Annotated in this window: 18 protein-coding genes; 8 read left to right on the top strand and 10 right to left on the bottom strand. The window is 50.3% G+C overall.

Annotated elements, in window-relative coordinates; translation table 11 throughout:
* Window positions 1–13 precede the first annotated feature (13 nt).
* Entirely contained in the window at window positions 14–1726 is a 1713-nt protein-coding gene (gene pilB, locus LC073_RS07195) for a type IV-A pilus assembly ATPase PilB (RefSeq protein ID WP_226645514.1), read from the bottom strand.
* A 373-nt stretch (window positions 1727–2099) separates the two neighbouring features.
* On the opposite strand from pilB, the gene LC073_RS21655 reads away from it, so the two are divergent.
* Window positions 2100–2573, top strand: coding sequence for a pilin (locus tag LC073_RS21655; RefSeq protein WP_264190440.1), 474 nt, complete (start codon window positions 2100–2102; stop codon window positions 2571–2573).
* Window positions 2574–2649: 76 nt separating this feature from the next.
* Window positions 2650–3318, top strand: a complete 669-nt coding sequence (locus tag LC073_RS07180; RefSeq protein WP_226645511.1) for a hypothetical protein — start codon at window positions 2650–2652, stop codon at window positions 3316–3318.
* Between the two features lie 141 nt (window positions 3319–3459).
* On the opposite strand, the gene LC073_RS21650 is transcribed toward LC073_RS07180, so the two are convergent.
* From LC073_RS21650 to imuA, 3 genes are all read right to left on the bottom strand, one after another.
* The gene (locus tag LC073_RS21650) at window positions 3460–3582 is read right to left on the bottom strand and encodes a hypothetical protein (protein WP_264190439.1); all 123 of its coding nucleotides are present in this window, start codon (window positions 3580–3582) and stop codon (window positions 3460–3462) included.
* 395 nt (window positions 3583–3977) lie between these two features.
* The gene (locus LC073_RS07175) at window positions 3978–5156 is read right to left on the bottom strand and encodes a Y-family DNA polymerase (RefSeq protein ID WP_226645508.1); all 1179 of its coding nucleotides are present in this window, start codon (window positions 5154–5156) and stop codon (window positions 3978–3980) included.
* 21 nt (window positions 5157–5177) lie between these two features.
* Window positions 5178–5792, bottom strand: a complete 615-nt coding sequence (imuA, locus tag LC073_RS07170; protein WP_226645505.1) for a translesion DNA synthesis-associated protein ImuA — start codon at window positions 5790–5792, stop codon at window positions 5178–5180.
* A 289-nt stretch (window positions 5793–6081) separates the two neighbouring features.
* On the opposite strand from imuA, the gene dcd reads away from it, so the two are divergent.
* From dcd to LC073_RS07155, 3 genes are read left to right on the top strand one after another with little or no spacing between them, the layout of a single operon-like run.
* On the top strand, window positions 6082–6651 hold the full coding sequence (dcd, locus tag LC073_RS07165) for a dCTP deaminase (protein ID WP_152454498.1): 570 nt from the start codon (window positions 6082–6084) through the stop codon (window positions 6649–6651).
* A 28-nt stretch (window positions 6652–6679) separates the two neighbouring features.
* On the top strand, window positions 6680–7888 hold the full coding sequence (locus LC073_RS07160; protein WP_226645502.1) for an NAD(P)/FAD-dependent oxidoreductase: 1209 nt from the start codon (window positions 6680–6682) through the stop codon (window positions 7886–7888).
* A gap of 1 nt (window position 7889) precedes the next feature.
* Window positions 7890–8075 carry a hypothetical protein gene (locus LC073_RS07155; RefSeq protein ID WP_226645499.1) on the top strand — a complete coding sequence of 62 codons (186 nt, stop codon included), beginning with the start codon at window positions 7890–7892 and terminating at the stop codon, window positions 8073–8075.
* A gap of 178 nt (window positions 8076–8253) precedes the next feature.
* On the opposite strand, the gene LC073_RS07150 is transcribed toward LC073_RS07155, so the two are convergent.
* A complete protein-coding gene (locus tag LC073_RS07150) occupies window positions 8254–8523 on the bottom strand; it encodes a hypothetical protein (protein WP_226645496.1) in 270 nt (89 codons plus the stop codon).
* A 152-nt stretch (window positions 8524–8675) separates the two neighbouring features.
* Here LC073_RS07150 and LC073_RS07145 point away from each other — a divergent pair, with 152 nt between their 5' ends.
* On the top strand, window positions 8676–8885 hold the full coding sequence (locus LC073_RS07145) for a DUF3820 family protein (RefSeq protein ID WP_226645493.1): 210 nt from the start codon (window positions 8676–8678) through the stop codon (window positions 8883–8885).
* Window positions 8886–9401: 516 nt separating this feature from the next.
* On the opposite strand, the gene LC073_RS07140 is transcribed toward LC073_RS07145, so the two are convergent.
* From LC073_RS07140 to gltA, 5 genes are all read right to left on the bottom strand, one after another.
* Entirely contained in the window at window positions 9402–9950 is a 549-nt protein-coding gene (locus LC073_RS07140; RefSeq protein WP_226645492.1) for a DUF3365 domain-containing protein, read from the bottom strand.
* A gap of 12 nt (window positions 9951–9962) precedes the next feature.
* Window positions 9963–11315: a cytochrome c3 family protein gene (locus LC073_RS07135; RefSeq protein ID WP_226645491.1), complete on the bottom strand. Its 1353-nt coding sequence runs from the start codon at window positions 11313–11315 to the stop codon at window positions 9963–9965.
* Window positions 11316–13346: an FAD-dependent oxidoreductase gene (locus tag LC073_RS07130; RefSeq protein ID WP_226645490.1), complete on the bottom strand. Its 2031-nt coding sequence runs from the start codon at window positions 13344–13346 to the stop codon at window positions 11316–11318.
* A gap of 541 nt (window positions 13347–13887) precedes the next feature.
* Window positions 13888–14424, bottom strand: coding sequence for a hemerythrin domain-containing protein (locus tag LC073_RS07125; protein WP_226645489.1), 537 nt, complete (start codon window positions 14422–14424; stop codon window positions 13888–13890).
* 319 nt (window positions 14425–14743) lie between these two features.
* Complete coding sequence (gltA, locus tag LC073_RS07120) at window positions 14744–16033, bottom strand: citrate synthase (protein WP_226645488.1); 1290 nt, start codon at window positions 16031–16033, stop codon at window positions 14744–14746.
* A gap of 443 nt (window positions 16034–16476) precedes the next feature.
* On the opposite strand from gltA, the gene sdhC reads away from it, so the two are divergent.
* Both sdhC and sdhD read left to right on the top strand, forming a co-directional pair.
* The gene (gene sdhC / locus LC073_RS07115) at window positions 16477–16851 is read left to right on the top strand and encodes a succinate dehydrogenase, cytochrome b556 subunit (protein ID WP_226645485.1); all 375 of its coding nucleotides are present in this window, start codon (window positions 16477–16479) and stop codon (window positions 16849–16851) included.
* Window positions 16845–17213, top strand: coding sequence for a succinate dehydrogenase, hydrophobic membrane anchor protein (gene sdhD, locus LC073_RS07110; RefSeq protein WP_226645482.1), 369 nt, complete (start codon window positions 16845–16847; stop codon window positions 17211–17213). Before sdhC ends, sdhD begins: the two co-directional genes overlap by 7 nt.

Below are 17213 nucleotides of genomic sequence, written 5' to 3'. Positions count from 1 at the left end.
AGTGTGCCGAGCGTTAATCTTTGGTTACCCGGTTCGCTTCCTCCAGGCTGGTAATTCCCATCACTACTTTGCGTAGGGCGGAGGTTCTTAGATTATTAAAACCCTCCTCGCGGGCTTTATCGGCAATTTGGATTGAGTTGCCTCCCTCCATTATAATTCTTGAGATACTATCGGTAATGCGAACCACTTCATACACACCCACGCGGCCCTTATAACCATTAGAACAGTGCTCACAACCAGTGGGCTGGTAAATGGTCCACTCAGTTTGGGGAATGGTTACGTTATCAAAACCTTCGGCTTTCAGTACTTCGCTGGGAAGATTTGCGGGCTTTTTGCACTCACTACATAGTCGTCTTGCCAGGCGCTGGGCAATAATTACGCTCACTGAAGTGGCGATATTAAAGGTTGGGACGCCCATATTCATTAAGCGTGTGAGAGTCTCTGCGGCTGAGTTTGTATGCAGTGTAGAGAGTACCAAATGTCCAGTTTGAGCGGCCTTGATGGCGATCTCAGCCGTTTCCAGGTCTCGAATCTCCCCCACCATTACAATATCAGGGTCTTGCCTGAGGAAGGAGCGCAGTGCCTCGGCAAAGTTGAGCCCCACTTTATTGGACACGTTGACCTGGTTGATGCCCTCTAGGTTGATTTCTACTGGATCTTCCGCGGTGGAGATATTGCGCTCTGGTGTATTGAGGATATTCAGGCCGGTATAGAGGGAAACGGTTTTACCGGAGCCAGTGGGGCCGGTAACAAGGATCATTCCCTGAGGCTGGGCTAGGGCATCCATATAGATTTTTTTCTGTTCATCTTCATAGCCAAGTGCATCAATACCTAGCTTGGCAGAAGAGGGGTCCAGAATCCGCAGTACAATTTTCTCACCCCATAGGGTGGGGAGGCTGTTGACACGAAAATCAATCGCCTTGGTTTTTGAGAGCTTCATCTTAATACGGCCATCCTGAGGGACTCGTTTCTCAGAGATATCCATCCTGGACATTACTTTTAGTCGGGCGGAAAGCCGTGTTGCAAGCTGGATGGGTGGCTTGGAGATCTCATGCAACACACCATCAGTACGGAAGCGCACCCTATAAGTTTTCTCATAGGGCTCGAAGTGGATGTCCGAGGCGCCGGTGCGAATAGCGTCGAGCAGTACTTTGTTCACAAAGCGCACCACTGGTGCCTCATCGGCCCCGGGATCATTGTCATCACCGCGCTCGCTATCATCACCACCGACATTCAGGGTATCGAGCTCTTCGTCATCGATTCCCTCCAGGCCGGCACTCATATCTCCACTATCGGAGAGGTAACTCTCGATGGCTTTCGCCAGCTTGTCGGCTTCTACCAACACGGCATCAGTGCTGAGCCCCGTATTAAAATTGATTTCGTCAAGGGCTGCCAGATTGGTTGGATCTGCTACAGCAACAAATAGGCGATTACCGCGTTTGTAGAGAGGCAGTGCAAAGTGCTTGCTGATTAACTTGTCATCAACAATATCTCTGGGGATTAGGTCAAAATTGTAACAACTCAGCTCAAATAGCGGGGAACCAAAAGCTTGGGAGGCGATAACGGCGAGCTCTCGGGCTTTGACCAGTTTAGCTTCTACTGCGTGCTGGGCAAAAGTTTGTTGCTCCCTACGGGCAGCTTTAATGGCAGATATAGCAGTGCTTTCGTCAATCACTTGGTCTGCTACCAAGCGTTTCGCCAAGCCACTAAGAGAAATGGTGCTCATTGGTTATATCGCTGTGTTGAACTAATCAATGCTCGATCTCCAGGTATTCTGGATAGACCGGTTTAATTGGAGTGAATCATACCAGACAGGAGAGATATTAAGTGACTTAGCCGGGCTTGATGGAGACCGCTGAAAAAGACTGGATTGGGTGAAGGTGTCGGGGTGACAAAAATGGGAGTCGCTGACATTTTTTGTCAGTCTGGAAGGGAAATTGTCAGAAGAGGCCTGAAAGTTTTGGGTTAGTTTGAGGAAAGTAGGAAGGCCGAGTTGGCCTGATCAAAAAGATTGCCAAACCTGGCACAAAGTTTGTATCTTAGTTCGTGACTTCCTCACGGGATTCACTTAATTAAAAGTCTGTATGGAGACGGTTACAATGAAAAAACAACAGGGTTTTACTCTTATCGAATTGATGATCGTGGTAGCGATCATCGGTATTTTGGCGGCAGTGGCGCTGCCTGCTTACCAGGATTACACTGCACGGGCCAAGGGCACTGAAGTAATGCTGGCAGCCTCCTCTTGTCGTACCGCAGTATCTGATGTCATTCAAAACTCACTAGATGCGGATGTTTCTGCGATTCTGCCTAAAGTTTGTAAATTTAAGCCCACAAAATATGTGAAAAGTGGAAGTGTTAATGGAAGTGGTGTAATCACTATTATTGCTGATGAGACCACTTTGGGGGGGCTGGAAGCTACTAAAAATCAAATTGATTTGGTTCCTTACTCTGATGACTCCACTGCAATTGATGGCACCACAGACGGCGGCAAGCAAATTTTCAAATGGAAATGTGGTCCTGGTGCCACCAACCCATACCCGCAGCAACTTCTGCCAGGAACCTGTCAGGGTTAAAGTCTGAAATTCTTAAAGGGCGTGATTCTGCGCCCTTTTTTCTTCGTTTTTTGTTCTATCTTTTATTTTTGATTCAGTGAAAGACCGTTTACAAGCATTCTCTATACACCTCGCTATTAGCTTCTTATTATTTATTATCCTCGGTGCTTTTATTCGCTGGGTTTGGTATCCAAGCTTTTTATTTGAAGTAGATGGCGGTTGGCAGGGCATAAAATTAATTGCCGGTGTGGATTTGGTCGTAGGTCCACTGTTGACACTGCTCGTATTCAACAAGGCTAAAGCAAGCTTGCGCCGGGATTTGGCGGTGGTAGGTTTTTTACAGCTCTTATGTATAGTCGGTGGCATGTGGGTTGTAGGAACTAGTCGCCCCCTTGTTGTAGCTTATTACGAGGGAACTTTTTCGACTGTAAATAAACACTCTTTTGAGAATGCTAATATCTTGTATGAGGATGCCAAAGAGCATATATCCTGGTTTGGGCCGAGTTGGGTGGCATTGAAATTGCCTGACTCTGCTCCCGATAGAGAGATCATTTTGAAGGTGTGGGATTTTCTAGGTGAGGATATTGCTACCAACGTAAAATTATATACCCCTTTTAAGAAAGCCAATTTCCAATTATTAAAACAGGGTAGGCAGGCTGAGGAGGATTATTTGAAAATCTATAAGTACTCTGCGCGCTATTACCATGGCGAATTGCTAGTGGATATTCGTTCGGGGGAGGTTGTTGAATTGCTTTCTAAGCTTTAGGGGGCTCTGATTGTCTCAGTGCTTCTCTGATTTTCCTTCTGAAGCAGGTTGTGTGCAGATTCCAAGTGCACTTCCCTTGGTCGCCAAGTTTCCGCTTTATCAAAAAGGGTGGCCGAATAGTTCGCGATTTTTTCTGCAAGTTTATAAGGCGGCCTTCAGGGCAACCCCAAAGTCTTTCCTATCAATCGGTTTACACAGAGCAATCAGGCCATCTTCATTTAGCTTGCGATGGCGTTCATCAAGATCGAAAAACCTTGACTGCATCAGACGGTAACCTTTCTTTGCCAGAGAGCTTTTGGGTTATTTTACCGGAGGTTGGTGAATTTATAGAGGTGCCCCTTAAATCCAAACTTATTGAGGGTTTTCGTAACTATACATTGAAAGTAAAAACTATTCCGCAGATGCAAGACCCTGAAAAATCGCTAAAGCTCGCCCCACCCTGGTTTTGCAATGGAGTATTCACGTTCGTGGCACTCATGCTGCTACCAGTAGCCATGAAAGCGTTCCTCCCCTGTAATATTTGTACTCACTGATTTCTAACTTGCGTGGGCGAGTTAGCAGCCAGTTTCCATTAGGCGCTTTAATAGACTTAATTGGTTAGTCCTTAGAATTACCCTCAATGAACAGGTGTCCGCGATTTACCAAGCCTGCTCTGACGGCTAGCCCTCTTTAAGGGCAACTCCTGAGATAGCCTGGCGGCCAAGGCGGCCTTTTAACTTGTCTAAAAGTTGTTGGCTGCGATGGGCTTGGTTGTCACTTCCAAATAAATCATTGCCCGCTAACTCTTCCTTTAGTGGCACCAGTTGGTTGCAGTTTAAGCTTATCGACTGTACGGGATGCTTTAAGGGCAAATTTTCCAGTCGCAGCTTGGTTAGGGCTATTAAGCGCTGGAGCTCTAACTGTAGAGTTGATATTTCAATACTTAATTTATTGGTATTACCCTGTCCAAAGTCCAGTTGCCAGTGCAATTTCTGGGTGTAGAGTTGCCGTCGTTGCAGTTGTGAATAGAGTTCTCGCAGTAATCGCCCGACAGGGAAAAGCAGTTGTTCGCTGCTATTCAGCGGGTTGGGGAAAAATAATTCGCTGTTAAATTGTGCTGTCGGTTGATAGTGACAAACTGAGTCCCGGCGGCTGCCATTGAGGCGGGCCAGGTAGTCGACAAATGAGCGCCCAAAGCGAGAGTCCACCTCTGACAAAGGGATGGCGAGTAGTTGGCGGACTCTTTTTAGGCCGCAAGCGTAGAGTTTGGAAATGGTTTTATTATCACAGTCGAGTAATTTGCTCGGAGCCAAACTTATCCACTGTTTCCACTGTTGGGGGCTGGGCGGGATACATGTCTGTAAAAGCCACTGGCGGTGCTCTGCTAATTGGCTCAGCAGATGTGCGGCACTGGGGCTGTGGCTGAGCCCCATTATGCTATCAATCCCCATCAGCTCAAGCTCACTACGGAGCCGTTCTATCAATGCTTTGAGGCCACCGTTAGCCTTCAAGCAGCCGCTCAACTCCAGATAAAGGTGAGCTGCTGTGTTTTCCCCATTGCACACGGGCTTCGCCGGTTGAAGTGAGACGACCGGCGAAAAACTGTAGCCCCATTGGGCCAGTCGCTGTAACTGTAACTGTTCTCGTTGGGTATCGCGTTTTAATAGCTGTAGATCAGCGCAGAGACCGCATGCGGTTGCGATGCTAAGCCCGTTCACAATACCATACTGGGCTGCGGCCAGGTTATGCTCGACGACCAACTGTGTTTCAACGACGACTTGCGGGGGCGAGTTCTCTGCCTGCGCGCGAGTAAGCACCTCCAGGGGGAGTTTGGGGAACTGCATACAGAGCCAGAGCATCGTATTACCTGGATAACCTGATTAGTGCAGTGGTTGGTCGCGGAGGACCAGTCTCGCACGCCTGGCAAAATTGAGGTTCTGACCACGGGTACTCCCTAGCTGCTTTAGGAATTTGAGAACCAACTGCCTGTCAGATTTGAGCTGCAAACGTAGGCTGGCGGGTGAAGGGTTGGCAGATTCACTTTGCGGGCGAAACTGGAAGTGCAGGCAGCCGCTTTCTTCGGCGGATTGCTGTAAGCGTTGCAGCTCTCGATAACTCATTAACTGATTGCCCTGCCAGCTCAAAACCGCGCTGCAGCCACCGGATTGTAGAGATTGCTCTATGGCCCAGAGGCAGTCTCTCTTGTCGCGGGGGTGTACTAGTAGTAGGTGCTCCAGCTGGATGCCGTGCTGGGCAAGTTCTGTAGCACAGGGGGAAAACGGAGGTTTGATTAGAATCACCATCTCCCCCTTTTGCGTCAGCTCAGCCAGTATGGGCAGCAGCAATCTCAGCTCATTGGCGCTTGACTGGCCGACAAGTAATTCAGTAGTAGCCCCGCGCGGCCAGCCGTGGTCTTTGAGTAGGGCGTCTAAGCTAGCAAAACCGGTGGCTGCGCCTGGGCCCTGGGGTTCATTGGCAGCCCGGGAGACTTCCATTCCTCTAAAGTGTCGCAGTCGCATTGAGGGACTGGTTTGGCTCTCCAAGTGATTGTTTTGTAAGAAATTTTTAGCCCTATTCACATTGCCACCCCGTACTCTTGTCTCGGTCTTCAATAGGATCTAGCTAGGTAACTGTATGTGTATACAGTTACCTGTGAATTTATACAGTAGTTGCTGGTTGGCGACAAGGTCGAAAGGCGTCGATTGGCACTTTTTTGCACAGCACAAACCCGCTATGATTCCGCCTCTTTATCGAGCATCTATCTATTGTTTTCAGGGGGACGGAGTGAGTATCAAGTCCGATAAGTGGATTCGCCGCATGGCAGAGCAGCATGGCATGATTGAGCCTTTTGAGCCGGGCCAGGTGCGCCATGGCAATGATGGCGAGCGACTCATCTCCTACGGTACGTCTAGTTACGGTTACGATGTGCGCTGTGCCGGTGAGTTTAAGATCTTCACCAATGTGCACTCGGCCACGGTGGACCCCAAGACCTTCGATGAGAACAGCTTTGTCGATGTGGAAGGGGAGTACTGTATTATCCCGCCGAACTCCTTCGCCCTGGCGCGCACTGTGGAGTATTTCCGTATCCCGCGTTCGGTGCTGACCATCTGCCTGGGTAAGTCCACCTATGCACGTTGCGGCATTATCGTCAATGTAACGCCGCTGGAGCCGGAGTGGGAAGGGCATGTGACCCTTGAGTTTTCAAATACCACAAACCTGCCGGCGAAGATCTACGCCAATGAAGGTATTGCGCAGATGCTGTTCTTTGAGTCCGATGAAGTTTGCGATGTGTCCTACGCAGATCGCGGTGGTAAGTACCAGGGACAGCGTGGCGTGACCCTTCCTCGTACCTGATATAAGGGTGATTGCGCAGCCCTAACATATGAGTGATGTATCCAATAGCCAGCTGCCCGAGTGTGTTGATGTATTGATCATCGGCGCCGGGGCGGCGGGTTTGATGTGCGCGGCCACAGCCGGCCAGCGCGGCCGCAGCGTGCTGGTACTGGACCATGCCAATAAGGTTGGCAAGAAGATCCTGATGTCCGGCGGTGGCCGCTGTAACTTTACCAACCTCTATACCAGTGCGGAAAATTTCTACAGTCGCAATCCCCACTTTTGTAAGTCTGCCCTGGCGCGTTATAGCCAATGGGATTTCATTGCATTGGTGGAAAAGCATGGGGTCCCCTACCACGAGAAAACCCTGGGCCAGTTATTTTGCGATAACAAGTCCAAGGATATTCTCGATCTTTTACTGGCGGAATGCCGGGCAGCGAAAGCTCAGATCCGTACCCGCTGTGCCATCTCCACAATAGAGTCGGGGCAGGGTGGTTATCGGGTGGAAACCAGTTTGGGGACGGTGCGCTGTGAATCTTTGGTGGTAGCTACGGGTGGGCTGTCGATTCCCACCATGGGAGCCACAGGCTTTGGCTACGAAATCGCCCGTCAGTTTGGACTCAATATCATTCCCACCCGTGCGGCCCTGGTGCCGTTTACCCAGCATAAGCGCCAGTTGGAACGGCAAGATAGTTTGCCCGGTAGTGCCCTGGCCGTAATGGCATCCTGTGGTGAGGGCAGCTTTCACGAGCAGATGCTGTTTACTCACCGAGGCTTGAGTGGACCAGCCGTGTTACAAATATCCAGCCACTGGCGCGAGGGCGAAAAAGTAACTTTTGATCTGGCCCCGGATCGTGATTTGGCGGATTGGCTACAACAGCGCCGCCGTGAGAGCCCGGAGGCTTACTTGCACAGCGTATTGGCCGAGCTTTGGACTAAGAAGCTGGTGCAGTTTTTCTTGCAGCGGCAGCATATCGACAGCCGCCCCCTCAAGCAGTTTTCTGAAGTAGAGCTGCAGGAACTCGGGGTCAAGCTGCAAACCTGGACACTGGTTCCCGCTGGCACCGAAGGCTATCGTACTGCGGAAGTGACTCTCGGTGGCGTGGATACCGATCAGATTTCTTCACGCACTATGGAGTGTAAAACCCAGCCGGGACTTTATTTTGTCGGTGAAGTACTCGATGTAACCGGCTGGTTGGGAGGCTTTAATTTTCAGTGGGCCTGGGCTTCTGGGCATGCGGCGGGGGAGGCTGCCTGATATGGGAGATGTGATTCCTTTTAAAAGAAAAACCACTTGGCAAAAGCATAAGGGCAGCACTCTTTGCCGGGAAGGCTTCCACAAATGGAAAGTAGTCAGCGAGCGTAAATTTGATGTAAAGCAGGGAAAGCTCGTTACCGAATACTGCTGTGCGCGCTGTGGGAAAACCAAGACCAAGCTGCTTTAGCTTGGTTTGTCTTGAGAGAGGCTACTCCATAGGCTGAGAGGTTAGCGGTTACCTCCCGGTCAATTATTGATAGCTGGAATTTCTTTTCTTCTTCTTTGTTGATATCCCTCGGTATGGTTAGCCATACCGAGGGATAAATCAGGCAACTATTCTAAGCCTGCCTTTTCTCCACTAAGAATTAATAGCGATAGTAGCGGCCGCGATAGCGATAGTAGTCTCTGCGTTTTCTATCCCTATCATAGAGGTAACCAGCACCTGCGCCGATGACTGCACCTGCCGCGGTACCACCGGGCCGGCCACCACTGATCAGGGCGCCGGTTACGGCACCAACTCCGATGCCGGTTCCTATGCGGCGGTCGGTATCACTCATATTGGCGCAGCCCTGGCCAACGAGGCCCGCAGCCAGCACTGCGGTGAGGCAGAGATATTTAATGGCTTTGATACGCATAGTCACCTCTTTCAGTGATGCTTGAGGTATAGAAATTCGGCAAAGCTGACCGAATTATTTCGCAGCCAGTGTAGGGTGGGGCTAAGTCAGCAACAAATATCTAAGTTGTTAGCCGGGTATAGTACAAAATAAGAGATTTGAAGGAACTTGTGATGTTTGAAAAGCAGCAGTTAATGGATATTGCACGAACCCCAATGCCCTTCGGTAAATATGCGGGTAAATTGCTGATCGATCTGCCTGAAGAGTATCTGCTTTGGTTTGCCAAAGAGGGTTTTCCTGAGGGCAAATTAGGGCAGCTGATGGCTCTGACTTTGGAGATCAAGATTGAAGGTCTGGAGGGCCTGATTGCGCCATTAAAATAATTCGGCGGATTACCCCATCTTTGTTCGGCTGCTTTAACTCCGTTTTCAAATTATTTTTATGCCGGCGAGTTCACTTGGATCTACTCTACTGCGAGCCTAGTATATAAGTGCCTAGGTGAGCTTTGCGGAGCAAGGCGTTAAGAAGAAGCGGTCCGTAATGGAGACTGGACTTACCCGGAAATAGGCCCACAGCGGGTGACCACTGGTCTGAAATGATTTCAGCGAGGTTGCAGCGGGAGTAGAGCCAGTCATGTTAAAGAGGGAGCGGTCGAAATGAATTCGGCCGCTAATTAATTGTACTTTTCAATTTTTCCTTCCATGTTCCCCACATATCTCTTTGCCCTCTCATTTAAGATATTTTCCTGCTGATTTCGCACGAAATTGATATCTAGAGTATTGAAAATTCTTGAGGAGAAGAAATTGAGACTTATTGGGCTGGGAGCTTGGGAGGGCAGTGAGAAAACCCCGACAACTAGTGCCGGGGTTCAGATCAGCTAAGCGATCTCAAGTGATGGATTAGAGCGGAATGCGGATAACCACACCGCCCATGGTTTCGCCGAGTTCGAAATTATCGCGCGGGCTGTCAGAGTGGTCATTGTGGCAGCTGACACAAGCCGGGGAAACGCCTACATCGGCATAAACCGCAGTGAAGTATTCGGTATCGCCCAGTGTCTCACGGCCGTAGAAATTTTTACCAGGATTGTCGATGACATACTGCAGGCCTTGCTTTTCCATTTCGGTGCGTGGCTTATTTTGTTTGTTTACCGGCCACAGAGATAGCAGTGCGTAGCTGAAACCAGAACCCTTTTCTGCCACTCGCTCAGCGCTCATACGCATCATTTGAGCGGGCAGCGGTAGCAGTTTCTTATCCTGCCAGTGCTCATCCGCTTTCAGGACTTTTTCCTCGTTTTGCAAACGGTTTACCACCTTATTGGTGTAGTTGGCCCTGTCCGCCTCAATAACGGCGAAGATGGCATCCGCCATTCGCTCAGGTGCTACGCCCTGGTTTTTTTCACAGCCAGTGAGCAGGGCCAGTCCGGCGATAAAACAAGCGGCAATACGCATAGTGTTCCCCTCCTATTGGGATTTGGTTTGCTTATTATTGCTGTTGGAAATTCTCGCAATGCGGTCGCGGATCAGGTCAAACGTCTCGTGTTTGTCCGCGGGTTTGTGCTTGAAATTCTTTGTGATCAGCTCTTTGTCCGCCAGAGCTGCCAGAGAAAACTCCGCCCCATGGCAGTTCAGGCAGACAGGTAACATTTTTTCATTGGGGCGGAGGTTGTGATTCTGATTGTGATTGACCACTACCTGCTCACCGTGGGTTTCCCGTGGCAAGTGGCAGCTGGCACAGCTGACGCCCTTGTCTGAGTCGGCCTGCCAAATGTTGAAGTGCGGTGACTCTTTGAAAGCCAGGCTGTGTTCATCGTTGTGGCAGCCGAGGCAGGCTTCCACTGCGGCAAACTGCAAATCGACATCGTGCGGGCCGTGACAGCTGGTACAGCTCAACTCCCCAGAGGCGTCAGGTTGCATGGGTATCCAAGCTTGTTTCGGCGTCATGGCACCTGCCTGCTGGACAAACTCCTGAGGTAGTTTGGAAGACAGTCGCATGCCGTGTTTTCCCTGGGTAAAAGATTCCCGCTGCTCGCTATGACAGCTTGCGCACTGCTCTACCACTTCAGTACTCGTGAATTGCATCTGCCCGTCGGCGTGACAACTACTGCAGTTCACGTCGGCCTGTGCGTGGGGGCTCTGTGCCCAGGCTGAGGCAATTTCTGTAGTCGCTGATTCTTCGTGGATATCTGCCTGCTGCAACTGTAATGTCTTGGTATTCGGATGCTCCTGTAACCAAGATTGCATGGCCGTACGCGCCGGTAATGTTGCATCTTTAAGGAGATCCGGTTGCCCCACATGGGCAATTAGGAAGTCTTCATAGAGGCTGCTGTTATCGTGGTAGTTGTGGCAGCCGGCGCTGGCGCAAGTATCGAATCCCATACCTTCGTGACTACTGCGCTCTTCGGCAATTTCGCTGTGGCAGTGAAAGCAGAAATCCCCAGCCAGGCTGACACCCATCTCGCGAGTAATTTGCTGCTTGTGCTCGGTATGACAACTGATGCATTGGCGCGCATCCAGGGTCTCCAGCAACTGAGCATTACGGGGGTCGAGGAATTTTTTGCGGGGATGGGAATCATCGGCCAGTTCCAGTTCCTCTGCGTGGCAGTTTAGGCAGGACTGCTGAATAGATTCCTCACCGGCAAAGCCATCGGTATGGCAGGAGGTGCAAGCGAGTTCTATCTGATGGTGGCCATGAGTGGGTTCACCAGTGATAAACAGGGACTTGTCATCTGCAGTCAGGTTATACGAAGCGTAAGCACCCACTACCAGGGTCAACAGCAGGCCGTAATGCCAAAATTTGAATTGATAAGATTTCATTTAGAAGTAATAAACCGCAAGAATGTGATAGGCAAGGAGTACCGGCAGTGCCCAAAGCAGGGCGTAGTGAACGTATGACCACCATTTGCGGTGTTCACGCAGCCTAAGGTCGGTCCAGTGATGGTTTCGGGCCATAAAGATACCGACCAGGGAACCGGTAGCGGTAACGCCAAGAAAGACCAGCATGAGTGCTAGGTTAAGGTTTTGCCCCATGCGGAAACCGGTGTGTATAGCGAGAGCTACGACGGCGATCACTCCGGTGAGACTGTGAGCGTAGCGCCAGTGATCCACATGCCCGAAAGAAAGTTTTTTCCAGCGTTTACGTACACTCAGTGCCGCGGTAAACAGGCATAGCGCGAGAATGGTGTAGCCGGTTACTTGCTTCCAGAAGTTGTCATACCAGAGTTTTTCCCAAATCTGGCCGCTCTGCACAGTATCGGATACCGGCGGCGGTGGCATTAGGAATGACAAGGTGATTAAGAGAAGCGAAATGATCGACGTTATTAATATGCCCTTGGCATGGCGCATGACCAAGTTGGGCACAGGTGCATCAAGTAGCTCAGCCATTAAGGGGCGACAGCTGCCACAGACAGACCCTGCGGTAGTGGCCTGTTGCAATTCGTTTAAAGTGCGCTTCCCTTCAGAGATAGCCTTGCACAGTTCGCCCTTGCTGATGGAGTTACACTGACAAACTAGGTAACTGTCGGGAAAATTCTTAATGCTGTTTGAGGTTTGTTGCCCGAAAAGACGACCTTCGCTGGCAAACTGTTTCAGCGCACGTGCGCTGACTTTCTCTTCCTGCGCTACAGCTTGGCGCAGGCTGTTTGCTTCATCCCAACTACCGATATAAATAGCGCCGAGAATGCGCCCACCTTTAACAAATAGTCGACGATAGATTCCCTTAAAGCGGTTACGGAAAACGTGGCTCTGTAAATCTTCCTGCTGCTGAAGGTTGTCGGAAGCAACATCCCCCATAATGGCACAGGGAATGTGTGCAATTTTGAGTTGAATATCGGTATAGCTACCGGAATAGGGGCGCTCTAAAATCTCGCCGCCATGGTCGCGGCGAATATGCGAGCAGCAGCTTTCCGCTTGCTCATAGCCAGGACGAACCAGCTGGTAAACTTTATGGTCAAACTCGGCGCACTCCCCAATTGCATAGACATCCGGGTCGGAGGTCTGCATCCATTCGTTGACAACAACTCCTCTGTCAATTTCGAGCCCGGCCTGTTGTGCGAGGGAGACTTCTGGCTGAATGCCAGTGCAGAGGACAATCGCATCGACACTGAGGCTCTCGTTGTCAGCGAACTGAAGGCTGGATTTTTCCCCTTGCAGCTCAATGGATTTCAAGTTTGAGTCAACTTTTACTTGCACACCAAGGGCGGCAAGGGAGGATTTCAAAAATTCCTCGCCTTCGTCGCCCAGTAGGCCGCCCAGTAATTTTCCGCGAGACTGTAACGTGACAGTATTTTTGGGTGTTTTTAGTGCGGTTGCCGCTTCCAGGCCCAGGGCGCCGGCACCGATTACACAAATATCTGCATGCTGCTCTCGCAGGGCAATCAGGTCATTGGTGTTGCGCAGGCTGCGGAATGGGTAAACGCTGGGTAGATCCGCGCCGGGGATTGCGGGAATCTTTGGATTGGAGCCCGTGGCCAGGATCAGCTTGGTATAGGGTTGAATATTACCGGCGGCATCCGTTACCGTTTTTTTGACGCGATCGATGGATACGATTTTTCGGTCGATATATTCTGCGAGCCGATGATCGCTCTTACCGAGAATAGGATTATCGAGCTCCTCTCGCTCTACATGACGGGAGAGGTACTGGGATAGCTTTACTCGATTGTAAGGTGATTCTGTTTCGGCGCCATAGATGACAATTTGCGCTTCGTCACAGAATTCAAGCAGCTTTTGTGCGCAGCGAACCCCGACCGGCCCAGTGCCTACAATCACATAAATTGGATAGCCGCTATCGCTGGTGCGGGCACCATCTGGCGAACATTGACGAGCAGCTGAACTTTTTAGTTCAGTCATATTTCCCCCGAATCCCCCGGCTTTTATTACTGGCCTGTTTGTCATTCTTTTTTTAAGCCATAAAGCTTTCAGAATTTTCTAGACCAATATTCCACCGTTGTAAGTTTTTTTAAAATTCTAGTTTCTATATGTTTAAACAAAATTAAATAAACGTCTAGTGTTGAATAAAAATGACGGCAGATAAGGGGGAGTTATGGGAGGTCAGGCTGGAAAGTATTGTTAACTTATTGTTATCGCTCGATTTTTTGAGTGTGTTGTTTTTGTGCAAAAGTAGCCGGACCGTTTTTGGCTGCCTTATTTTTTATATTGAGAAAACGGTTTTTATTAGGCGGCCTACTGTCAATACCTACTAGGTGGGTAAGTTTGATTAGCCATGGGGTGTAGGTTTTGGGGAGGCTGAAAAAATATGCGCCCCGTCCCTGTGGGTCGCAGATATTTTTACAGAGTATTTGCCTGATAAGTTGTTACTCACTCATTGGCTTGCGTCCAATTCCTATAAAAGTCGAGTAACGAATTTGGCCTCTCTATTTAAAATAAATATTTATGATGGCTGGTAGAGAACGTAAAGTTCTTTTTCTTCCAGTGCGGTGCGGCGGGTCAATGCCTCACCAATTTTTTGGTAATCCATTTTGAAGTCGCGAACCATTTCTGGGGTGAAGGCTTCATGGTTGTAGCGCTTACAAAATTGCACTACGGCATTGGCGATTTCATTCATATCAGTGCGGAAATCTTTAACGACCTGAAGGGTATGTGCATCACCGGCGAGCGCCTGCTCCAAGTAGACATAAAATCGCACATTTTCCTTGATCAGGTGTGCTTGGAAGCCGGACTTGAATTGAGTGAGCAGTTGAGACAGTTGACGATAGTTTTGTTTTTCGTAACCTTCAGACCACATGCGCTGGAAAATGCCAATCAGGGTTAGATGGTCATCTTCTAAGGCCTTGATCAGAGTTGGATCGTAAGAAATGGTTCGGCTGCCCTTGGCGCTGGCATAGTTGCTGCGAGTATATTTTTCTTCCAGGTCGACGCTGTCGGAAGACTTGCTACCTCGGAACATGCCGGAGATGAAGCTAAGCATATGCTGTGCCCTTAATAGTTTTAATTTTGTGAATTGTGCGAGTAAGGAAAACCGCGGGTAGGTGGCTGCTGTGGTATGGGAACTACAGTGCAAATTCACCCGGTCCGAGAGGCGCGGATTTTACATTGCATGACAGGGTTTTTACTGTATGGCGGGAGTTGCAACGGGATGATTATTTTAAAATTGTGATGCCTGTCACAACCGACCGTGGTGTTGATTGTTGCGCTATCTTAAATTTGTTGGGTATTAATCTGGTTGTGGCTGTTTATTTCAGGCAATAAAAAACCCGGCATTGCCGGGTTTTTTATTTTTGGCTCTATCAGCGCTGTTCCAGCGGTATGTAATCGCGCTGGGTGTAGCCGGTATAAAGCTGGCGCGGACGGCCAATCTTGTACGGGTTGGAAATCATTTCATTCCAGTGCGCGATCCAGCCGGAGGTGCGGCCGGTGGCGAAAATCACGGTAAACATATCGGTCGGAATACCGATCGCTTTCATGATAATGCCAGAGTAGAAGTCGACGTTCGGGTAGAGTTTCTTCTCGACGAAGTACTCATCTTCGAGGGCAATTTTTTCCAGGCGCTTAGCAATCTTCAGCAGCGGATCGTTCTCAGCACCCATGGCACCCAGGACTTCGTCACAAATGCCCTGCATTACGCGGGAGCGCGGGTCGAAATTCTTGTAGACGCGGTGTCCGAAGCCCATCAGGCGGAAGGGGTCGTTCTTGTCTTTGGCGCGCTTCACAAACTCGTCAATACGGCTCTCGTCACCGATTTCCTCCAGCATATTCAGTACTGCTTCGTTGGCACCACCGTGCGCTGGTCCCCACAGGGCGGCAATGCCGGAGGCGATGCAGGCGAAGGGGTTGGCGCCGGAGGAGCCCGCCAGGCGAACGGTAGAGGTGGAGGCGTTTTGTTCGTGGTCAGCGTGCAATAGGAAGATAATATCCATTGCCTTGGCGACAATCGGGTCGATCTTGCTGGGCTCGCAGGGATTGCCGAACATCATGTGCAGGAAGTTCTCGGAGTAGCTGCGGCTATTGTCCGGGTACATGAAGGGTTGGCCTTTGGAGTGCTTGTAGCACATAGCGGCTAGAGTCGGCATCTTAGCGATCAGGAGGCGCGCGGAGATCTCGCGGTGCTCTGGATTAGTGATATCCAAAGAGTCGTGGTAGAAGGAGGCGAGGGCGCCAACTACGCCACACAGCATCGCCATCGGGTGAGCATCGTAACGGAAACCTTTAAAGAAGTTCACCAGGGACTCGTGCACCATGGTGTGGGACATGATGGTGTCCACATAATCTTTCTTTTGCTGATCGTTAGGTAGCTCACCGTTCATCAGCAGGTAGCAGGTCTCAAGGTAGTCGGACTTTTCTGCCAGTTGTTCGATGGGGTAGCCGCGGTGCAGCAGTTGGCCCTTGGCGCCATCGATAAAGGTGATTTTGGATTCACAGGAGGCAGTGGATACGAAGCCCGGGTCGTAAGTGAATAAGCCTTTGCCGGTCAGGTTGCCGACGTCGACAACATCGGGGCCGAGGGTGCCGGAGCGTACGGGCATTTCAATAGCGCCGTCGATACCGTCGACCGTGAGTTGCGCTTTTTTATCGGACATTGCGGACTCCTAAAAAACTGTTCTTATGGCGGCCTTTTCCCAATATTTTCAGGTGCTGGCGGCCTTTTGAGCGGGGCCAAACTTAAGTGCCGCGCAGCAAATTGTCAAACCAAAAGGCGTGGACGATCAGTCTGCCAGCAACAGGATATTCGGCGACAGCGTGGACTGATAGAGCTTTTGCCTGGTGGTGGACATAAAAATCTGCGGAAATCCCGCTGGGTTAAATCCTGTGTCTACGAGGCCCGCCGAGGCGGCGTATTTCCAGGCGTTCGTTGTGTTTTGACTGTTGAATGCCTATAATCCGCGCGGCTTGCGCCATGGTACGGCTACTTTGTACAAGGCTTCATCAGGTCGAGTGCAAAGTGATCAGCAAGCAGCTCGTCCCTCCCAATTTGAAAAGCTAACGGGCGCCCGGTCGTTCAGGGCAACAAGGTGTTTTTCCTGTGAACAAAAACAGACCTGTCAATTTAGACATTTCCACTATAAAGCTTCCCGCTGCCGCTTTGGTTTCCTTCTTGCATCGTGTATCCGGTGTGGTGCTCTTCGCCGTTGTGGCGCTGTTGCTCTACATGCTCGATGCCAGCCTGGAATCCGAGCAAGGTTTTGCCAATATGGCGGCGGCATTTAACAGTATTCCAGCCAAGCTCATTTTGTGGGCCTCTCTGGCAGCTCTTACTTATCATCTGTTGGCGGGTGTACGTCACCTGTTTATGGATATGGGGATGGGTGAGAGTCTCGAGGGCGGTCGCCGCAGTGCTATTGCCGTGCTGGTGGTGAGTGTAATCCTTATTCTTTTAGTGGGAGTATGGTTGTGGTAAGAACAGTAACTAGCTTCGGCCGTAGCGGCACTTTCGACTGGCTCTACCAGCGCGTTACCGCAGTGATACTGCTCGCGTACGTCCTCTTTATAGTGGGCTTTATCTTTTTCACTAAAGACTTCAGCTACCAGACCTGGTCTGAATTGTTCGCCCAGCGCTGGATGCGTGTATTCAGCTTGGTCGCCCTGCTGTCCACCGTTATTCATGCCTGGATTGGCCTCTGGTCCGTGGTTACCGATTACATCACCAACCGGATGATGGGCGGTAAGGCCACTGTTCTGCGCCTGTTCGTAGAAGCGATCCTGGCTGCGGTTGCCGTGCTTTACACGGTTTGGGGCATTGAAATTCTTTGGGGTGTATAA

Origin of the sequence: Microbulbifer variabilis, assembly GCF_020524905.1 — a bacterium.
Lineage (GTDB): Bacteria > Pseudomonadota > Gammaproteobacteria > Pseudomonadales > Cellvibrionaceae > Microbulbifer > Microbulbifer variabilis_A.
This window is presented reverse-complemented; position numbering and strand designations above follow the sequence as displayed.